We start from the raw sequence: 19,895 nt of genomic DNA, 5'->3' as shown, positions 1-19,895 counted from the left end.
CCGTAAGGCCCCGAGCCGGACGACGGCCCGGAATCGGTGCGGACTTGGACGGCTGCGGCCGGATCGACCCCCGTACACGTCTGGACCGCCGGCACCGGCAGTACCGGGCGCGCGAGCGAGTCCCATCGCACAGTTCTCTCCGGCCGCGGCACGCTGCGCCGCGGCCGCGGAGTACACACCCGTACGCGACGCGGCAGCCCCGGAGCGGAGGTGCCACAGAGAGCCCTGACCTGCCTACCCGTCAAAAAGCGTTCACCACGCCCCCGAAAGAGGAACTCCATGTCCATCCTCCCCCACCGCACGCCCCTGTTCCGCGCACCGAGCCCCGCCGTGCTGCGCCGGGTGCTGCCCGCACTCGCCCTGGCCGGCCTTGCCGCGGGCAGCCTCGCGCCACCCACCCACGCGACGGCCACGGCGGCCCCCGCACAGGCCGGCACGACGCAGGCCCGGTCCGCCGCCGCGCAGGCCGCCGCATCCTTCCCCACCTGGGGGACGCGCTGGGTCGTGCACACCACGCCGGACATCGACTCACCCGCCGTGGGAATGATCAACCAGTCTTCCCCCGGCCAGGACCGCGTCACCGCCGACTACCAGGTCGACACCGGCCGCAGGGTGTGCGAGGGCAGCGCCTGCTCCACCTTCATGGCACACATCACCCAGCCCGTCACCGGCTTCCTCACCGTCGTCGCGGTGGACATCCCCGAAGACCGGTTGCCGGGCGTCCCCGTACAGGCCGGCGGCCGGCCCGACCCTCAGCCCGCCTCACGGCAGCAGACCCTGCAACGCGCCGCGACCTGGCTCACCGCCGACAACGGACGCCCGGTGCCCTACCACCAGGGCTCGTACTGGCGGGACGGCTACCGGCAGGACTGCTCCGGTTACGCCTCCATGGCACTGGGCCTGCCCACACCCGGCACGAACACCGTGGGGCTGGCGAACCGCCGGCACACCCGGCCCATCGCCATGAGCGAGCTCCAGCCCGGTGACCTCGTCATCGACGCCATCGGCAACAACAACACCCGCCACGTCGTCATCTTCGAGAAGTGGAACGACGCCGCCCACCGCTCCTACACGGCGTACGAACAGCGCAGCGTTCACGGCACCAGCCACCGCTCACTGACCTACGGACTGGCGGCGGGCAGCGAGTACAAGGCCTACCGCCCGCTGCAGTACGGAAACTGACATCCGGCAGGACGAATCCGCTGCGTGCGTCAGTCGGATGACCGGCAGATTCAGCAGGCGGCGCCGGCGCACTGGGCGTACCGGCGGCCGCCGGTGCCGGCGCCAAACGGATGTTCCCGCTGTTGCTCGCAGTCACGGTGCTGGAGGATTACTGATCCCAGTTGCACGGAGGACCATGCCCAGGCAATACCCGCCGGCGTTCCGGCGGAAGGTGCTCGACATCAGCGACCAGACGATCTGCACGTGGCGGCGCCAGGAGCTGATCGACACCGGCCGGCTTCCCGGTACGGCCACCGCCGACGACGCCGAACCGAATGCGGCCCTCAAGGAATCCGGGACCGGCTCCGGCAGCGCGGCGTCGTCCGCTCACTCCGTCATCGCTCCCGAAGGGGGCCCGAACCCAGCGGCCGGAGCTTCGCAGTCCCTTCCTCCCGAGACATGGGGCCTGACACGCGCCGAAGGAGGGCTGTGCCTGGAGGGGAAGTCGCTGTCGAGCCTGGCGGATCGCTGGGGGAGCCCTCTCTTCGTCGTCCACGGCGCTCGGCTCGCCGAGAACGTCCGGCGCTTCCAGCAGGTGCCGCCGGGCCGGTCGCTGAGGGTCGACGTCTTCTACTCCTACAAGACCAATCCGGTTCCGGCCGTGCTCCAGAGGCTCTCGCAGCTCGGCGTCGGAGCCGAGGTGGTCTCTCCGTACGAGCTGTGGCTCGCCCTGCGGCTCGGGGTCGAGCCCGGAAGGATCATCTACAACGGCCCGGGCAAGACCCCGGGTGTCGCGCGCACGTTGGTCCAGAGCGATCTGCTGCTCACTCACCTGAACCATCGTGAGGAGATCGCGCTCGTCGCACAGGCCGCCGCGGAGCTCGGCAAGCGCACCGACGTGGGCCTGCGCGTGGCCACCTCCGACAGCTGGTCGGGCAAGTTCGGCATCCCGATCGCCGGAGGGCAGGCGCTGGCAGCCTACGAGGAGGCCCTGTCGCATCCCTCGCTGCGCGTCGTCGGGTTGCACGCGCACCGCGGCGTGGCCATCGAGGACGCGGACACGCTGGAGCGCTTCGTCCGCGAGGTGCTGGAGTTCTGCGATGCGCTCCACGCCCGGCTCGGCCTCGGCGTGGGGCTGCTCGACCTCGGTGGGAGCCTGGCGGTCCCGACGGTGCTGCCGCTCGATGCGTCGTCGCTTCCGCTCGATGCCTCGCCGCTGCCGCTTGCCGAGCGGGTGGGCCGCAGGCTTTCCGTCGAACGCTACCTGGCGTTGCTCGTCGAGCAGGTCGAGGATCACTTCCGTCGCGCCGGCCGGCCGGCGCCTCGCGTCCTGCTGGAGCCCGGACGCGCGCTGACCGGGAACACCCAGATACTGCTCTGCCGGGTCAACAGCCTCAACGCGCCCGGAGCGGGGCCCGCCCACGCGATCCTGGATGCCGGCGAGAACATCGCCCACATCCTGCACCGCGAGTATCACGAGATCTTCCATGCCGAGCGGTGGGGCGACTCCCGGAGCGAGACCTACACCCTCGACGGCCCCACCTGCAGCCCGATGGACTGCCTGCGTCAAACGGTCGAACTCCCCCCACTCCGGGTCGGAGACACGCTCGCGGTCATGGACGCGGGGGCCTACCTGGTCTCCTTCTCCAACTCTTTCTGCTTTCCCCAGCCGGGCATCGTGGTCCTGGACCACGGCCGCGAGACGCTCGTCCGGCGCCCGGAGACCTACGAGGACATGATCGCCAGGGACCTCCACGCGAACGAGACCTCCCGGTGACAGCCTCTGCAATGTGCGCGTATCCGCCGCCGGACGAGCCGTTCCGCGCCCTCCGAGGCAACGCCGTGACGCTCTCGCTCGGGCGCGTCGAGGTGACGTACCTCGTCTCCGGACAACTACCGCGGATCACCGTCGCCGGGCAGTCGCTGCCGATCGGGGACGCGCCGCCGGACCAGGACCAGGCGGCGTTCGCCCTGGCGGCCGGACCGGACAGCATCCTTGTCTCGGACCGCGACGAGAGGCTGGCGGTGCTCGTCCCATGCGACGGCTCGTCGCTGCCAAAGGCGCAGGCCTCGCTCTACGCCACCGGACCGGACCCCCGGCGCGCGGGCCACTTCCGTGTGACGGTCCACGGCGCGTCCGCCCGTACGGGTGCGCTGTACGTCGCCCAAGCCTTCGGGCACACGACGGGCTGGGTACCAGCCGTGCACGGAGCCCTCGCCGGGCTCCCGGAACCGATCCCCTTCACCGCAGCGATCCGGCGGCAGGAGGACGCGGCCCACGCTCGCCGCAAGGCCGAGAACTCAGCGCGGCTCCATGTGATCCCCCTCCACTACAGCGACTCGGAGTCGGCGACGATCACACCCGCCGATGTCGCCAACCTCTCGCGACCGGAGCTCCTGAACCGCGAGGCCGCTCTCCTCTGGATCGCGGACAACCTCGAGCTCGCCCAGGCCGGCGCGGGCGCGGCCGCCATCGTCAACGACTGCCGGCCGGAGACCTGGATCCTGCACCAGCTCGCCGAGCACGCGCAGCAGAAGGAAGTACCGCTGCATGCCGTGCGCTACGCGTTCGAGGAGTTCTCGTGCCTGAGGAAGCTGGCGGGCCGGGCCCGGGCGTCGCAGCCGGTGACGGCAGTGGCCGAGCTCCTGGCCGCGTCCGCCCCGGCCATCCACACGCGACGCGAACTCTGGAACGCGCTGCACGCGTCAGGGACCGATCCGCGGCGCAATCCCTCGGCCGACTTCGAGGCCGCCAGCCGGGAGATCATGGCCCGCATGCCTCAGAGCGGAACGATCTGGTACCAAGCCGTCAACTGGCGTGACTGGCTGTCGCTGGAGTCGGGCGAGCAGCCCTATGTGGTCGTCCCGCCGCTCGGCCAAGCCAGCGAGCTCTGCCCGGAACAGGCCGCAGAGCGGGCCGGCGCCGTCCTGGCCCGGCGCCGGCCGGCGCTCCGGTACCTCTTCACCACCCGGGATGCACGCGGCGTCGCGCTCGTCTCGCAGGGCAACGGCTTCTCCGCCCACAGCCGCCGGCACTGGCGCACGATGCTGGCGTTGGCGGCGCGGATGGAGGAGACGCAGTTCCTGTTCGCGGGCGGCAGCGCGGACGACCGCGCGTGGCTGGCCCGCGAGCTCGAGCACCGGCCCCGCGCGAACGTGACGCTCCTCGGATGGATCAACGAGCACTGGAGCACGTTCCTGCGGGCCCTCCGCGCCACACCACGGGCGACTTTCGTCTGCCGCCCGGGCCTGAGCAGCATCGGCGCCGCGCTTGCGAACGGCATCCCCCCGCTCCTCATGTCGCCCGATCCACTGGCGGGCCCGGACGGAACCGTGGACCCGATCACGGCGGAGGTGGCCATGGAACGCGCGGTCTACGCGTTCCAGCTCGAACGGCTCTACGCCACCCAGTGCGCCGAGCACCCCGACCCGCCGCTGCCGGTCCTCGTGGACACGCTCGGCGACGATCCGCAGAAGGCACTGAACACGCTGCGCCGTGCGGTGGAGCCGGACATCCAGTCGCGCCAGCGGGCAGCGATCGACGGCTACTGCGACTGGTCGCGCGTCGCGCACCTCATCGCGAGCGTGCTCGCGCGCGAGGCCGTCTCCGGCGCGCTGCCGGTGCAGGTCAAGCGCCGGATGCGCGACCAGGAACTCCTGCTCCGTCGCGAACCGTCCGGCACGAGCCAAGGACGCCCCGGTGGAAAGCGTCCGGGCCGGCGCGAGCACGAGCGACGTGCACGCGCCCCCATTCCCGGGCACGGCTGAGGAAGAAGGACATGCCCCCGCGACCCGTTACCCCCCGGGACATCTACGAACTGCGGCTCTGGCAGATCTGCTCAGACCTCCTCCACGTGGACGACATCGGGGTGAAGGACGACTTCTTCGCCCTCGGCGGCGACCACGCCGAGGCGGAGGCCGTCCTCGACACGATCGCGGCTCAGTTCGACGCTCCGCCGCTCTCGATGCAGATGTTCCTCGAGGCGCCGACGATCGAGCGCATCGGCTGCCGCCTGCGTGCGCGATCGAGGAAGCTCTGCGAGCAGCCCGTCGTGCCACTCCAGCCGCACGGCTCGAAACGGCCGTTCTTCTTCCTGCCGAGTGGGGAGGGAAACGTGTACTACTTCCACGCGCTCGCGCGCCGGATGGCGCCGGACCAGCCCTTCCACGCCCTCCAGACCCGAGGGCTCCATGGTGCCGAACCGCCGTTCGACCACGTGGAGGACATGGCGGCGGACCACATCGAGTCCATGCGCTCCGTGCAGCCGCACGGGCCGTATCTCCTGGGAGGTCACTGCGTCGGCGCCATGGTCGCGCTGGAGATGGCCCTGCAGCTGCAGCGCCGCGGGGAGCGCGTGGCCCTGCTCGCCGCCATGGACGGCCTTGCGCCCGCCCCGTTCTTCCGCGACGAGATCACGGAAATCGTCCAGGACCCCTTCGAGGCCATGATGTTCTTCGGGAGAGGGTTCATGTCCTGGTTCGGCCAGGCGCTCCCGCTGAGGCGCGAGAGGCTGCGCGCGGTCGAGCCGGAGCGACGATCGGCGTACATCACGGAGCTCGCCAGGGAGCGCAGCATGTTCCCACCGGACGAGCCCGACGACCGCGTGAGCCGTCTCGTGGATCTCGCCGCCCGCATCTGCCGCGCCGGGTACGAACCCAAGGGTGTCTACACGGGCCCCGTCTCGTTCTTCCGTGCCTACGACTCCGCGCTCTGCGAGACCGCCACGGGAGGCTGGGAAGAAGTCTCGACGCAGCCGCCGCGCGTCCGGGAGCTCCCCGGCGACCACGTCACCCTCTTCATCGAGCCCCACGTCGACCGCCTGGCACGCGAACTCCGGGCGACGATCGCGGAGTCGCAGATGTGATTCCCCGTCCGAAGCACGCGAGGACGATGACGTGCCTCAGCGTCTCACCCCGAGCCTTCCCCGGAACGCTGCTCGTACGCGATGCGTACGGTGAATGTGCACGATCCGTACGGTTCCCGGAGTAGGGTGCCGGTCAGGAGGTGCTTTCGTGTCCGAGTTGTTCGACGCGGTCGACGCGCTGGTCGCGTCCCGCGCGCCGCTGCCGCCGGCGGGGGAGCGCAAGCGGCTGCGCCAGGCCCACGGTCTGACGCTGGACGAAGTGGCCGCCGCGCTGAAGGTGCGCCGGGCCACGGTGTCCGGCTGGGAGTCGTCCAAGAAACCGACCGAGCCGCGCGGCCCGGAACGCGAGGCGTATGCACGGCTGCTGAACAGACTCGCGGAGCTCTATCCCGCTCCTGTTCCGACGCAGGAGCCGGCGGCGGCTCCTGTGCCCACGCCCGAGCCGGCGGCGGCTCCTGTGCCCACGCCCGAGCCCGCGGCCGTCGCGGTGCCCGCCGTGCTTGCCGGCGCGCCTGCCCCGGTGGAGCAGGCTCCGCCCGCCGGCCCGGTCCCAGAGGACGCGGATGTCCAGGCCGCTCCCACCGCCGCTGCGCCGCGTCCGGAGCGCTCTGCCCGGAGTACGCCGACGTCACGCCGCCCAGCCGCGCGCAAGGCGGCCCCGGCCGGCGCCGCGACGGGCGGCACCGACCCGCGCTTCGAGAACGGGCCGCTCGCCGTCGTCGACGTCGACCCCGACGGCCAGGCGCTGGCGTACTGCCCCGGCGGCCTGGTCCTGGACGTGCCCGCCAAGTCCCTCCCGGCCCTGGTCGACTGGACACTGGGCGAGGCGAAGCTCGGCCAGCCGAAGCTGTCCGGTCCGGGCAAGGACGCCGACCCGCTGATCGTGCTCACCGAGGCCGCGCTGGAACGCTACGGCCTGCCCGTCGCCCTCACGGACGAGGAGCGCCTGGCCGGGCGGATCCCGGAGGGCCACAAGGTCGTCAAGCAGCTGGCCCGCGCACAGTGGAAGCTGACGAAGCGCGGCCTCGGGCCGTGGGCGCGGATCTACCGCCCCGCCACCGGTGCGGAGCGGGCCTGCGTGCAGCTGTGCATCCCGTCCTGGCACGCGCTCGACTCGCGCCACTGGGGCGACGCCGACCGGCTCCCGCCGGCGGAACTCGCCCGGCTCCTGGGCGTGTACGCGGCCCGGGTGATGACACCGCGCGGATCCACCGCCGTCACCGGCCTGGAGCTGATGACCGCGCTGCACCCGCCGACCCGCGCCTCCGAGCCCGACGCCGACGGCAAGCGGCACTCCGAGCACAACCCCGGCTCGCTGGGCAAGGACCCGGTGGACTGCGCACCGTGCGAGGCCCCCGACGGGCACCCGCTGCTGGCGGACCTGCCCCGCTTCCACGTCCGCGGCCCCGGCGAGAAGCTCTTCGAGGAGGCGTACGACTGGGCGCGGCCCATGACCGACGACGAGTGCCGCCACCGTCACCTCGTCGGCATCGACGTGAACATGGCCTTCGCCGCCGGCGCCAACGGTCTGGTCGTCGGCCTCGGCGCGCCGACGCGCGTCACGAACCCGGCGTTCGACCCGAAGCTGCCCGGCTCGTGGCTGGTCGACCTCTCCCACGTCGACCTGTCCCGCGTGAAGGCCGGCAAGGACAAGTGGGCGGAGCTGGACGGCTCGCTGCTGCCCAGCCCGTTCACACCGAACGGCGAGCACCCCCAGGGCCCGGCCTGGTACGCCACGCCCACCGTCGCCTACGCGGTGGAGCTCGGCTACGAGGTGCGCCCCATCGAGGCGTACGTCCGCTACGACAACGGCCGCTACCTGGACGCCTGGTACCAGCGGCTCCGCGACGCCTACCTTGCCACGATGGCCGACCTCGGCGTCCACGCCGACATGGCGCCGGCCGACTTCCTCGCGGCCATGGACGGCTACAGGCAGCGCGATCCTCAGCTGGCGATCGTCGTCTCGGCGATCAAGGCGACGGTCAAGGGCGGCCTGGGCAAGCTGCGCGAACGCCCGCGCGGGGAGGGCTGGCGCCCGGGCGAGCCGTGGCGGGCGCTGTCCCGGCCGACGTGGCGGCCGGACATCCGCGCGGCGGTCATCTCCCGCACCCGCGTCAACCTCCACCGCAAGATCGTCAAGCACGCGGCGTTCACCGGCCAGTACCCGGTCGCGATCCTCTCCGACTGCGTCGTCTACGCCGCCGACGGCACGTCACCTCTGGACTTCCTGCCCTACCGGGACGGCAAGCCGCTGCCCGGCGGCTTCAAACTCGGCGTCAACCCGGGCCTGGTCAAGCACGAGGGCACCCAGACCGTCCTGTGGGGCGAGGAGGTCCGCGAGCGCTTCGACGCCCCGGACCTCAACCTCGCCCGCTACATCAAGGACGGCACCGTCACCGTCACCGACAACGGCGAATAGGAGAGGAACCCATGACCCTCTTCGGGGACGGCCTGGACGCCGCGGTGCAGAAATCGTTCACCCGCCCGGCACCCAAGAGCGCACCCGCGCAGATGCGCTACCTGGTCAGGCAGCTCAAGGGCACCAGACCGGTCGCCCAGACGCTCCGCATCTCCCAGCGCACCGTCGAACGCTACGTCAAGAACCAGATCAGGAAACCACGCCCGGACCTCGCCGCGCGCTTGGAGCGCGAGGTGAAGGCCCGGTGGCAGCCGCAGATCCGGGCACAGGCCAAGGAGAGGGCGGCGACGACCGGCGGCATCGTCATCGACACCCGCGCCCGGATCGGCTACACCGCACCGGCCGGTACGACCGACGACGCCCGCATCCGGCACCTGACCGTCGCCCTGCCGCCGCAGTACGCCGCCCGCCTCTTCGACGCCCAGCAGACCGGAGCCACTGACCAGCAACTGCAGCAGATCACCGCCGAAGCGCTCAAGGAGGTCTACTTCCAGGACAACGGCCGCCGCGCCGGCCAGCTGGAGGAAGTCCGCTTCACGGACGTCGAGCACGTGGAGTTCGACCTGTAGAGGCCTCTGACCGGATCGGTCCGCCCCCGGACCCGATGCGGACTCCCGCCACAGGCGTCCGGCGCCCAGGCTTGGGGCATGAACCGAGCACTGATCGTCATCGACGTCCAGGAGTCCTTCCGCGCCGGAGGGCTGTGGGAGACCATTTCCGACCCGAAGATCACCGACCGGGTGGACCGGCTGGTCCGTCTCGCGCGCCGGGCCGGTGACCTCGTGGTGTGGGTGCTGCACTCCGAGCCGGGCAGCGGGAACGCCTTCGACCCGGCTCTCGGCCACGTCAGGGTGATGGACGAACTGCGGCGCGAGGAGGGCGAGCCTTTGATCCACAAGACCGCGCACAACGCCTTCACCACCACCAACCTGCAGCAGCTCCTCACCGAGCGCGGTATCCGCGAGCTCACCGTCTGCGGCATCCGCACCGAGCAGTGCGTGGAGACCACCACCCGTGTGGCCAGTGATCTCGGCTACGGGGTCACCTTCGTCGTCGACGCCACCGCGACGAACCCGATCCCGCACCGCGACGCCCCGGCCGGGCTGAGCGCCGCCGAGCTGCTCGCCGACCCTCGCACCCTGAGCGCGCAGGAGATCATCCGACGCACCGAGTACGTCCTCGCCGGACGGTTCGCCACCCTCGCCACCGTGGCCGAGCTGGAAGCCGCGGCCGGGGCTGAGGCATGATGACCGGATCGTGAGCCACGTCGTCTTCTTCCTGGTGCCTGAAGTCCATCTGCTGGATCTGGCGGGACCCGCGCAGGTGTTCTCCACCGCGGCCGACTTCGGGCATCCCTACACGCTCACCTACGTCGCCGAACGGGAGCAGGTCCCAAGCGCGCAGGGCCTGCCGCTGGCGGCCCGGCAGGACTGGCCGCCGCTCGGCCCCGACGACCTGATCGTGGTGCCCGGCTGGCGGGTGGGCGGGCCCGCCGGCCGTCCTGCCATCGGGGCGGCGGCCCTTGGCGCCCTGCGGGAGCACCACGAACGGGGCGGGACCGTGGCCAGCGTCTGCGCCGGGGCCGAAGCCCTCGGCCGGGCGGGGCTGCTCGACGGGCGTCGCTGCACCACGCACCACGCCGTCCAGGACGAGCTCGCCCGCCGCCATCCGCGGGCGGTCGTGATGCGCGACGTCCTGTACACCACGGACGACCGCGTGGTCACCTCGGCCGGCATCGCCAGCGGTATCGATCTGGCCCTGCATCTGCTGGCCGCCCGGCACGGCCCCGCACTCGCCGCCCAGGTGGCCCGCGACATGGTCGTCTACGCGCGGCGCAACGGCCACGAGCCGCAGGCCAGCGCGATGCTCCGGCACCGCTCGCACCTCGACGACACGGTGCACCGCGTCCAGGACCTGCTGGACGCCCGCTTCGACGAGCCGCTGCCGCTGTCGGGCCTGGCCGCGGCCGTGGGCGTGAGCGAACGCACCCTCACCCGGTTGTTCGCCCGCGCCACCGATGGCCTCACGCCGCTGCGCTACCAGCAGACGCTGCGTCTGGAGCGCGCCGAGCACCTCATCGGCCACGGAGCCACGGTCGAGGCCGCGGCCCGCGCGGTCGGCTTCGAGGACGCCCGGATGCTGCGCCGGCTACGGGCACGAGCCACCCAGCAACGCCCGACACACTCACACCGCTCGGACCGCACCACAGCCGACGCTCCTTCCGCGCCCACTCGCACGAAGACACGGGTCACCGGTCCAGCCGCTGCGTGCCACCCGAGCTGATCTCCGACGAACAGCACCCGTCCAGCGCCGGCGGTCAGCCGCGCACGTGCAGCCCGAAACCCGTGCGGCCCGCGGGCTCCAGCCCCTCCTTGAGGTGCAGCGAGGGGATCTCGTAGTCACCGAAGTTCTGCCGCCGGAACGCGATCGGCTCGGTCGACTCCAGGGTGAGCAGGCGCTGCTCCCATGCCTTGGCGACGTCCGGGTAGTCATCGCCGGTCATCCGGTCGGCGCCGTACAGCACGAACGGCGGCAGCACCTCGATGCCCGGGTAGTAGAGGATGCCGTGGTGGATCGGGAACAGCAGATCGTCGATGGGTCCGTTGATCCCGCGAGCGGCGTAGTGCGGCTCCGGGCCGCCGACGGTCACGGACAGCAGAGCCCTCCTGCCCGCGAGGGTCCCTTCACCGAAGCGCTCGCCGTACCGGGTGTCGCTGTGCTCGCCGACGCCGTACGCGAAGTGGTAGGTGAACACCCGGTCCACCCAGCCCTTGAGGATCGCGGGCATCGTGTACCACCACAGCGGGAACTGGAAGACGACCGTGTCGGCCCACAGCAGCTTCTCCTGCTCGGCGAGGACGTCCGGGGTGAGCGTCCCGGCGTCGAAGGCCCGGCCCGAGTCCAGGGCGACCCTCAGCGGACTCGAGGCGTCGGGGCCGTAGTCCGCGGCGTCCACGACCGCCTTCCAGTTCATCGCGTACAGATCGCTCACCCGTACCTCGTGCCCGGCGGTCTCCAATGTGGACACCGCGAGGTCCTTCAGCGAGCCGTTGAGCGACTTCGGCTCCGGGTGGGCGTAGACGATCAGCGTCTTCATGGGAACTCCTCCGGATCGGATGCCTTCGATCCTGGGCGCCGCGGCGCCCGGCGTTCAGGGGCGCCTCTTCCGTCGGACGGGACTTCCTGGTAACGGCAGGACCACCTTCACAGGCACCACCGAGGCCATACTGGGACACATGGACGATCTTGCGGGCTTCCTCCGGACCCGGCGTTCCCGGGTCGACCCGGCAGCCGTCGGCATCCCCACCGACAGCCGCCGCCGGGTCGAAGGACTGCGCCGAGAAGAGGTCGCGCACCTGTCCGGAGTCAGCGTCGACTACTACGTACGCCTGGAGCAGGGCCGCGCGACCCAGCCCTCCGAGCAGGTCCTCGACGCGCTCGCCCGCGTCCTCGGCCTCGACGAGACCGAACGCGGACACCTCTACCGGCTCGCCCGGCAGCGCCGCCGCCGCGCGAAGACGCCGGCCGGGCGGGTCCGGCCGGAGCTGCTGCGCGTCCTCGACCTGGTCGCCGACGCACCCGCGCTCCTCATGGACCACCGCATGGACGTGCTCGCCGGAAACCGCCTCGCCGCGCTCCTCTACGGCCGGCCGATGCCGGGCCTGAACACCGCCCGGCACATCTTCCTCGAGGAGGCCGAGCGCGGCCTCTACGCGGACTGGGAGAAATGCACCCTCGACGCGGTCGGGCACCTGCGCCTGGCCGCCGGCAAATACCCCGACGACCCCCGACTGGCCTCGCTCATCGGCGAACTGGCGATGGGCAGCGAGCGCTTCCGCCGCCTCTGGGCCCGCGCGGACGTGCGCGCCCGCACCCATGGACGCAAGGCGTACCGGCACCCGCTGGTCGGACTGCTGGAACTGCACCAGGAGAACTTCACGCTGCCGGACGAATCAGGCATGGAGCTGCTGGTGCTGTCCGCGGCCCCCGGCAGCCCCGCCGAGGACGGGCTGCGCCTGCTCGCGCGCCTGGGCGCGGACAGCGGTGACCCCCATCCCGCAGCGAAGGCTCACGCCCGCGAGTAACTCACCGCGCAGGTGGGTCAACGGCCGGCGTGCCGCCGGTCGTACAGGTGAGCCGCGTAGTAGTCCGCCTGACGGGCCATGATGGTGCGCATCGGGGTGTCGGCCGGGACGCCGTAGACGGTGCCCTCGAAGTCGAGAGCACGCTGGATCTCCCAGATCTCCGCGTGCCGGTCGGGAGAGTACAACTCGGCCGGATCCCCGACCGCGACCCAGCCGATCGGTACGACGACGCCGGGCAGCAGCCTTGAGTTGACGTGCAGCACACTGTTGATCCGCAGCTCGGAGCCCGTCCCGGCCACGGCACCGGGGAACATCGAAACACCGGTCGCCACGAAGACCTCGTCCTCGACGGTCGCCCCGTTGATGTGAGCGTGGGGACCGATCAGCACCGCGTCACCCAGCACCGCCGGATGCCGGCCGCGACCGCGGATCAGGGCGTTCTCCATGACGACCACGTTCGCCCCCGTCCGCACCTCACCGTCCTCGGCGGTGAGCACCGCGCCATGCAGAACCCGTGTGTGTTCGCCCAGGACGACCCCACCGCAGAGGACTGCCGCGGGGGAGACATAGGCGGAATCAGGAACAACAGGACTTTTGCCGCGATGTTCGAGCAACATGGCCGGAGTCTAGACACCGAATGCGAGCAAACGCTGCGGGCACGATGCACGGACACCCGGTCGGGGCGGCCCCCCGACGCCGTACGGCCCCCACCTGCCTGCCAACAGGGCTTCCTCCCGCCGCCCGAGGCCAAGGAACACGCATGCGCGGTGCGCCGGCACGCGAGGACCGCGGTGAACCAGCAGACCAGCAGGGCCTTGCCGCGGCCCGCCGGGCCACCGAGCACGATGAACCGGCTCTCGTACATCTCCCCGCAACGGCGGTCAGACCATGGGAAGCAGGACTGCGGGAAGATCACCGGCCTGAACGGCTTCCTGATCGATGGACAGGCCGCAGTAGTTGCCGACGGCTGTGAACACCGCTACGGGCAGTCGGGGCCCGTGCTCCTCGTAGTACGCCACCACGGCGGCCTCACCCACCTCTCCGATGGACGGGAACACCGCGCCGGCCGAGTGAAGCGCGGCGTCGAGGGACGAGTTCTCCCCGGTGTCCTCCCCGAACTCGGCCTGCCAGGCGCGCCCGTCACCCGGCGCATGGATGATCCTCTGCGGTGGGCTCCACGAGTTCATCGTCACGCAGACGATCTCCTCGTCCGGTGCGGGCCGCATCGACTCCACCGTTCGGTAGCCGGTGGCCCACGTCGCCATGCCCCAGTCCTCCAGCACGTACACCCAGTCGCCGCACGTCCCGTACATCGCTCGATTCACGTGAGGCGACTGGTCGCCTCGTCGCCTCGCCGGCACGACGAGGTCCTTGCAGGGAGTAGGCCCGGCGAGCTCGTCGATGTCGGCGCCCAGCGCGATGAGGAACTCGTCCACATCGACGCCGCGGGCGCAGGTGAGCGATATCCCTCCGAGCATGCCGGGCAGGCCGGCTGAGCTCCCTGTGGTGCTGTGTGCGCCCATCCAGACGATTCCCTCACTCATGCGGCTCCTTCCGGTTCCGGGTTACGTCGCGGCCGCAAGGGCCCCACGAGGACTCAGTTTCTGCACGCACACTCCTTGCCGCCCTCCGGCCGGCTCGCCCCTCGAACCGGCCCCGGGGCAGGCTGGGAGGCGTGACCAGCACACCGGTCGTCGTGCACCGGCCCTCCCACCAGTACGGCGGCGCCTGACGGCCGTGGCGACGGCCGGGCAGGAGAGGCGGCCCTGCCCGGCCGCAGGCTGAACGACGCCGCTGCCATCGGCGAAGGCGCGCGACGGCCCATTCGGGTGATGTGATCCCCGACCTCGCCTCGTCTGCACCAGGGCTCTCTTACTCTGCGAAGCACCCAGCCACAGAAATGGCTCGACCCCCCTCAAGGAACAGCATGCGCCGCATCGTGACCCTGGCCCTTGGTGCCTTCGCTCTCGTCGGGCTCCTCGCCGGCCCGGCGAACGCCGCCCCCGCCAAACCCGCCGACGTCGTACCGCTCGGCTGCCTCATGTTCGGGATCGGTTGCCCGCCCGGCTTCGCGTCGACCGCGAACTGACCGCTGGGCAGCAGCCACGCCTCCCGGGCACACGATCAAGCCCCCGCTGAGGGGTACGCAGCGGGGGCTGCTGCCCCACCAATCCGTCCGGCGCCGCAGCCGGAACCGGACAGGCCGGCCCGGCCGGCGCGGGGCGGTGGGTGGGGACGGGCGCAGCGGCCGGCGGTCGCATCCTTCCAGTCGAGCTCCCAGCCGTTCGGCCGCTTGGCCGGGATCTCGAGTCCGGTCTGCTGCGCGGCGGCGGCCTGGTCGTAGACCTCGTGCGCGATCCGCCCGGCGGTGCTGCGACTGCGGCGTGGACGGTGAAGATGGGCTGTGACTGAGCGCTGTAGCTGGCCGGTCCGGCCGAATACGGGCTCGGTGGGATGCCGGCCGCGGGGATTCGACGAGGTGCTCCGTGGATCAGGCGAGGCGAGTCACGATGGCGCGGCAGGTTGCCTGCAACTCCTCGTCGTCGGCGGTGCCTCGGAAGCGGCCGCTGCGGCGGGAGAGTGCGAGTTCCGCCAGGACCCGGGAGAGGGCAGGGGCAGCCGCTGGGCCCATGCGGTTCAGGCAGGCCACGACGTGGTTGGAGGTCGCCTCGTTCCTCTCCCAGGCGCCAAGCAGCGTCTGTACGACAGTGGGGGCCTCGGCCTCGCCGCCGATGTCCCACAGCGCGGCCGCGGCGTGGACCCGGGTCCACTCGCAGTCGGCCGTCAGCATGGTCCTCAGGCGCGGCAGCACCATCGCCGCGGGTGGGCCGATCCGGCCGAGGACGCCGGCCGCCGCATGGTTCTGGTGGCTGTCGAGCAGGTCGTACAACTTCGGCACAACGGTCTCGGGGCTGCGTTCGAGCTCCCACAGAGCGGCGGTGGCGGCTGTGCGGAGGCCGATGTCCTCCGCGTCGACGAGCGGGCGGACGACTTCCAGGGCAGATGCGGCCGCGGCACCGAAGGAGGCAAGGGCATCCAAGGCGGAGGCGGCAGTGCGCCAGTTCTTGTGACGGACCGCGGCGGTGACGGCGTTCGTGATCGCGGGAACGGCCGCCGGGTCACGCAGCGCGGCAAGAGCGGAGATCAGGGCGTCTGCGCTCGTCCCGAACCCCTCCTGGGAGAGGTCGGCGTCGGCAAGGCGCCGGGTCAGCCGGGGCACGAGTTCACCGGCGGCTGGGCGCAGGTGCCCGACGACCTGCAGGGCGCGCCAGGCGTCGGCATCGTCGTCCAGAGCGGTCAGCAGACTGGGCAGAGCCCGCAGGTCACCGAGGCGGGCCAGCGCCAGGACGGCTTCCTGGTGGGCTCGGCGCAGCAGTGGCTGCGGCGTCGCCCACACGTTGGGGCCGTGCGCCGTGCGGTGCGTGACGACGTAGGAGGCCAGGGCTTCCCGGGCAGGTTCGGACACGGGGGTCAGGGATCTGAGGGCCTCGGCGGCCGCGGCAGCGGTGTAGGGGTCCTCGGGCAGCAGGCAGGCTGCGAGGAGGAGGACGAGGCTGGTGTGATCACCGCGCCAGGCCTGGATCAGGTCCCGGGTCATGCGGATCGCGTCGTAGCGGGTAGCGGGGTCCGAACTGCGCAGCTGCTCGGTGAGCAGAGCCGTACGCTCGGGTACGCGGGCGTCCAGCACCTCATGGAAGGCGCTCAGCAGCGACGTGGTCGGTGCGTGGACGCGGTTGTGCCGTTCGAGGTCCTCGAAGGCGGCGGCTATCTGCGGTGGGACGTTCTGGGCCGCCGGTGGTGGGGAGGCCGACGTGCACGCGCACCCACCGGCACGGGCCCCGCGCGCGTCGTCGCCGGGTGCGCGTTGCGGCGTGGGCGTGGCCTGCCGGAGCAGTTCGATCGCCTGCGGCACGATGTCGCTCCCGATGCCCTGTGGGGTGCAGCGGGCTCGGTGGACGAGGGCAGCCAGCCGGATGTCGGGGGGCGATGTCGTCTCGCCGGCCAGGGCATCGAGCCACGCCGTGGCGGCGGCATGCGCGGCAGGAAGCCGAAGTGCGAGGTCGGCCGCCGTCCGGACGACCAGCAGCCGTTCCACGGCTTCGTGCTCGGCCGGCAGCCTGCCGCGCAGTACCCCGAGCGCGCGGTCGGCGTCGTCCAGAAAGAGACCGAGGCCCTCGATCGCCGCCCGGCGCACCAGCCGGTCCGGGTCAGCCGCGTAGCGGACGAAGACGTCGGCGCGCTCGCGCATCTGCGCGACGGCATCCGCGTGGGCCCTCGACTCGGTGCCGTCGGGCGAGAAGTAGACGGCGTCGATGTCACGCTCCGAAGACGCACGTCCAATGCTGAGCAGCAGCTCGACGACTGAGGCACGGTCGGGCGTTGCCGGGTCCTCGGCCAGGGCGAACAGGAACGGCAGGCTCGCCACGGTGCACGGGTAGACGTCCCCTTGGTGGTGGGCCGCACCGTAGAAGTTCCGGAACGCCGTCTCCCGTGCCTCGGGGTCCGTCGAAACCATCTCCCGCAGCCATACCGGGACGTCGTCGGCCGGACCGTATGCGTGGCTCATCGACGACCAGTCGATGGCCTCAAGTTCGTTGATCATGGACGGCACTATGGCGCAGGGCACTGACACCGGGGCCCATGCTGCGCAGGCAGAACACGCAGGCGCGAGCGTGTACGAAGGCTGCGGGCCATGCGCGCTCACACCGGCCGACTAGCGAGGTGCCGCGAGTACGTCCCGGAGTACGTTCTCGAGCGTGACGCGGGCCAGCTCGTGTCTCAGGGTCTTCTCGATGCCCTCGTAGATGCCCTGCATCGCCGGCTGGATGCCGTAACCCACCACGCATCCCTGGTCCGGGGTGGTGCGGTGCATCGCGAACAGCGGGCCGGGCTCCACTGCCTCGTACACGTCGAGCAGGGTTATCGACCCCAGCTCGCGCGCCAGCGACCAGCCCGCGCCCACGCCCCGGCGGGACTCCACGAGCCCGGCCCTGCGCAGCTCGCCGAGCAGCCGCCTGATCACCACGGGGTTGGTGTTCGCGCTGGTCGCGATCTGCTCGGAGGTGGCGACCTCATGGCCCTGGCGCTGGTAGAGGCCGATCCAGGCCAGCGCGTGGGCGGCAATGGTCAACCTGCTGTTGGCGCTCATGAACCCCTCCTCTCGGCCGCAACGCTTTATGTTACGACAGCGCAGTCGTAACAGCGAAGGTTGCAACAGGCTGTCGTAACAATTAGCGTTGCGACTGTCGGGAAGGTCAAACAACGAGGTGAGAAGCATGAGCAAGCCACTCACGGGCAAGGTCGCCCTGGTCACCGGGGGGTCGCGGGGACTGGGAGCCGCGACCGTACGACTGCTGGCCGAGCAGGGCGCCGACGTCGCCTTCACCTACGTCAGCTCCGAGAAGCAGGCGCAGGCTGTCGTCGACGAGGTGCGCGGCAAGGGGACGAAGGCCGTAGCCTTCCAGTCCGACCAGGCGGACATGAGTCGGGCGCCGGCGCTGATCGACGACGTGGTCGCGCACTTCGGCGGCCTGGACATCCTCGTCAACAACGCGGCGATCTCGGTGGAGCAGGGCCGCACGGTGGACGACCCGGACGCCGACACCGCCGCACTGGACCGGATGCACGCCACCAACTACCTCGGCGTGATCGCCGTCATCCGGGCCGCCGCCCGCGTGCTGCGCGCGGGCGGCCGCATCATCACGGTGAGTTCCGGACTGGGCTCCCGGGTCGGTGCCCCGGGCCTTGCCGACTACTCGGCGACCAAGTCAGGGATCGAGAGGTACACCATGGGGGTCGCACGGGACCTCGGGCCCCGGAACATCACGGCCAACGTCGTGGAGGCCGGACTGATGGAGGGCGGCATGGAAGGGCCGGACCCCGAGACCCTCAAGGCCCTGGTCAGCTCGCTGTCCCTGCAACGCATGGGCCACCCCGAAGAAATCGCCGTGGCGATCGCCTTTCTGGCGAGCCCCGCCGCGTCGTACGTCACGGGCGCGGTCCTGGACGCCCACGGCGGCTACAACGCCTGAACCGCAACCCCTCCCGCGCGCCCCGAAGGACATCGCGCCTTCGGGGTGCGCACCGCCGACGACCCGTCGCGTGCGTGGACGGCTCCCACGCGCGCGAAAGAGGGGGAGCCGCGACCGGTCCGTCGCCGGCCGACCGGCGGAAGACGGGCAGCAACCACCAGCTGACCTGCGACGGCAAGGACACCACGCTGCACGTCATCACGACCGAGCACCCAATCCCTGGGCGACAAGACGTACGGCTCGAAGACTGTGCGCGGTGAGCATCTGCTGGGCGACGTCGACGAGCAGCTCGGGCATCCGTGGCTCGGCGCCGACGAACTCGCGGGCGGCGTCTACGTCGTCGGCCTGGGCGGCCGGAGGTAGCTGAACGCGCTGCTGGCCGAGCCCGGGGCCATCGCGGCAAGCGGCATGGTGGTGTCGGGCATGACGGCTCCTCACGTACGGGCGCCTGGGCTGTCGAGGTAGGGAGCACTCCAGCCCGTTCGCCGACGCCGCCGCCGCGTGGTCGGCCTGGCGCTGGAACCGGGCCCGGCCCGCCCCGCGACTGCCGCAGCCCGCGGCGGCCGCGCGGGCCCTGACCGCGCTGCCGGACGGCTACCGCACCGGCTCGGTCCGCCGCCGTGCGGCAGCTCCGCCATGACCTCGACCGCGTTTTCCTCCACGACCACGCCGTACTGCATCGCCGTACCGCATCCCGCACACCCCCGTGTGATCGACTCGGGCAGCCGCGTACGAGCGACGGCTCCGCTTTCGCTTGTCGATCACCTCGTGCCGCAGGGACCGCGGGTACCGCTGCACCCAGATCAGCAGCGGTCGGCCCGGTGAGCGGTACCCGGTCCTCGGCAACACGGGGCACCACGGCGTCCCCCGGAAAGGACGCACGACGCACCGCCGGTCACCGATCACGCGGCACGACCATCAAGTCGCTCGATGCTCGCGGTCCTGCTGACCCATTCGGCCAGAGTGAGCTGTCTGGCCAGGGCTACGCGGGCTGCGCTGTTCCGCCGCGGTGGCACGTGGCCGTGCACGGTTCCGCCGTTGCCGTGCTTCTGCTGGTCCTGACCGGTGCCGTGGGCCAGGGCATCGCGGAGAAGAGACAGGTGGGGTGCCACGGCGGCAAGGCAGTCGTGCTCATCCCGGGGCGCGTCGCAGGACGTCAGATGACGGGGCCGCACCGTACCCGTCCGGTGAGGACCGCTGGGGCTGCGGAACCCCGTCACGGTGCCGGGGCGGACGGTGAAGGACAGATCCTCGACGGCTGCCTTGTCACTGTGCTTCCTGGTCAGGCACTGGGCTTCTTTTCCGATCATGGCGAAACCTCCGTTCCGGGTTC

Annotated in this window: 17 protein-coding genes; 11 read left to right on the top strand and 6 right to left on the bottom strand. The window is 71.4% G+C overall.

Going from position 1 to position 19,895, the window contains the following annotated elements; genetic code table 11:
- Positions 1–279: 279 nt before the first annotated feature.
- The 8 genes from H0H10_RS14535 to H0H10_RS14505 all read left to right on the top strand — a co-directional run bounded on the left by H0H10_RS14535 (position 280) and on the right by H0H10_RS14505 (position 10,728).
- Positions 280–1,182, top strand: a complete 903-nt coding sequence (locus tag H0H10_RS14535) for an NlpC/P60 family protein (protein ID WP_188181336.1) — start codon at positions 280–282, stop codon at positions 1,180–1,182.
- 175 nt (positions 1,183–1,357) lie between these two features.
- Complete coding sequence (locus H0H10_RS14530; RefSeq protein WP_188181335.1) at positions 1,358–2,938, top strand: diaminopimelate decarboxylase family protein; 1,581 nt, start codon at positions 1,358–1,360, stop codon at positions 2,936–2,938.
- Positions 2,935–4,929, top strand: coding sequence for a hypothetical protein (locus tag H0H10_RS39930; protein WP_309141797.1), 1,995 nt, complete (start codon positions 2,935–2,937; stop codon positions 4,927–4,929). Before H0H10_RS14530 ends, H0H10_RS39930 begins: the two co-directional genes overlap by 4 nt.
- 11 nt (positions 4,930–4,940) lie before the next feature.
- Positions 4,941–6,026, top strand: coding sequence for a thioesterase domain-containing protein (locus H0H10_RS14525; RefSeq protein ID WP_223179869.1), 1,086 nt, complete (start codon positions 4,941–4,943; stop codon positions 6,024–6,026).
- A gap of 148 nt (positions 6,027–6,174) precedes the next feature.
- Positions 6,175–8,445 (top strand): telomere-associated protein Tap, encoded by a 2,271-nt coding sequence (gene tap, locus H0H10_RS14520; RefSeq protein ID WP_188181333.1) that lies wholly within the window; start codon positions 6,175–6,177, stop codon positions 8,443–8,445.
- An 11-nt stretch (positions 8,446–8,456) separates the two neighbouring features.
- Entirely contained in the window at positions 8,457–9,014 is a 558-nt protein-coding gene (tpg, locus tag H0H10_RS14515) for a telomere-protecting terminal protein Tpg (RefSeq protein WP_188181332.1), read from the top strand.
- A gap of 78 nt (positions 9,015–9,092) precedes the next feature.
- Complete coding sequence (locus H0H10_RS14510; protein WP_188181331.1) at positions 9,093–9,692, top strand: cysteine hydrolase family protein; 600 nt, start codon at positions 9,093–9,095, stop codon at positions 9,690–9,692.
- Between the two features lie 10 nt (positions 9,693–9,702).
- Positions 9,703–10,728 carry a GlxA family transcriptional regulator gene (locus tag H0H10_RS14505; protein ID WP_188181330.1) on the top strand — a complete coding sequence of 342 codons (1,026 nt, stop codon included), beginning with the start codon at positions 9,703–9,705 and terminating at the stop codon, positions 10,726–10,728.
- 34 nt (positions 10,729–10,762) lie between these two features.
- Here the strand turns inward: H0H10_RS14505 and H0H10_RS14500 are convergent, their stop codons facing one another.
- Positions 10,763–11,542: an NAD(P)H-dependent oxidoreductase gene (locus tag H0H10_RS14500; RefSeq protein ID WP_188181329.1), complete on the bottom strand. Its 780-nt coding sequence runs from the start codon at positions 11,540–11,542 to the stop codon at positions 10,763–10,765.
- A 139-nt stretch (positions 11,543–11,681) separates the two neighbouring features.
- On the opposite strand from H0H10_RS14500, the gene H0H10_RS14495 reads away from it, so the two are divergent.
- Positions 11,682–12,530, top strand: a complete 849-nt coding sequence (locus H0H10_RS14495; protein ID WP_188181328.1) for a helix-turn-helix transcriptional regulator — start codon at positions 11,682–11,684, stop codon at positions 12,528–12,530.
- 17 nt (positions 12,531–12,547) lie between these two features.
- Here H0H10_RS14495 and H0H10_RS14490 read toward each other — a convergent pair whose 3' ends face one another.
- Positions 12,548–13,027 carry a gamma carbonic anhydrase family protein gene (locus H0H10_RS14490; RefSeq protein ID WP_309141796.1) on the bottom strand — a complete coding sequence of 160 codons (480 nt, stop codon included), beginning with the start codon at positions 13,025–13,027 and terminating at the stop codon, positions 12,548–12,550.
- Between the two features lie 384 nt (positions 13,028–13,411).
- A complete protein-coding gene (locus H0H10_RS14485; protein WP_188181326.1) occupies positions 13,412–14,074 on the bottom strand; it encodes a hypothetical protein in 663 nt (220 codons plus the stop codon).
- 383 nt (positions 14,075–14,457) lie between these two features.
- Between H0H10_RS14485 and H0H10_RS14480 the strand changes: the two genes are divergently transcribed.
- Complete coding sequence (locus H0H10_RS14480; RefSeq protein WP_188181325.1) at positions 14,458–14,619, top strand: hypothetical protein; 162 nt, start codon at positions 14,458–14,460, stop codon at positions 14,617–14,619.
- Between the two features lie 402 nt (positions 14,620–15,021).
- Here the strand turns inward: H0H10_RS14480 and H0H10_RS14475 are convergent, their stop codons facing one another.
- Positions 15,022–17,133: a HEAT repeat domain-containing protein gene (locus H0H10_RS14475; protein WP_188181324.1), complete on the bottom strand. Its 2,112-nt coding sequence runs from the start codon at positions 17,131–17,133 to the stop codon at positions 15,022–15,024.
- A 111-nt stretch (positions 17,134–17,244) separates the two neighbouring features.
- The gene (locus tag H0H10_RS14470) at positions 17,245–17,679 is read right to left on the bottom strand and encodes an Rrf2 family transcriptional regulator (protein ID WP_188181323.1); all 435 of its coding nucleotides are present in this window, start codon (positions 17,677–17,679) and stop codon (positions 17,245–17,247) included.
- A 127-nt stretch (positions 17,680–17,806) separates the two neighbouring features.
- On the opposite strand from H0H10_RS14470, the gene H0H10_RS14465 reads away from it, so the two are divergent.
- Positions 17,807–18,562 (top strand): SDR family NAD(P)-dependent oxidoreductase, encoded by a 756-nt coding sequence (locus tag H0H10_RS14465; protein ID WP_188181322.1) that lies wholly within the window; start codon positions 17,807–17,809, stop codon positions 18,560–18,562.
- Positions 18,563–19,464: 902 nt separating this feature from the next.
- Here H0H10_RS14465 and H0H10_RS14460 read toward each other — a convergent pair.
- Entirely contained in the window at positions 19,465–19,872 is a 408-nt protein-coding gene (locus H0H10_RS14460; protein WP_188181321.1) for a hypothetical protein, read from the bottom strand.
- Positions 19,873–19,895 lie beyond the last annotated feature (23 nt).

Origin of the sequence: Streptomyces griseicoloratus, assembly GCF_014534645.1 — a bacterium.
Classification (GTDB): domain Bacteria; phylum Actinomycetota; class Actinomycetes; order Streptomycetales; family Streptomycetaceae; genus Streptomyces; species Streptomyces griseicoloratus.
The sequence above is the reverse complement of the archived record's forward strand: the minus strand, read 5'-3'. Positions and strand labels throughout refer to the sequence as shown.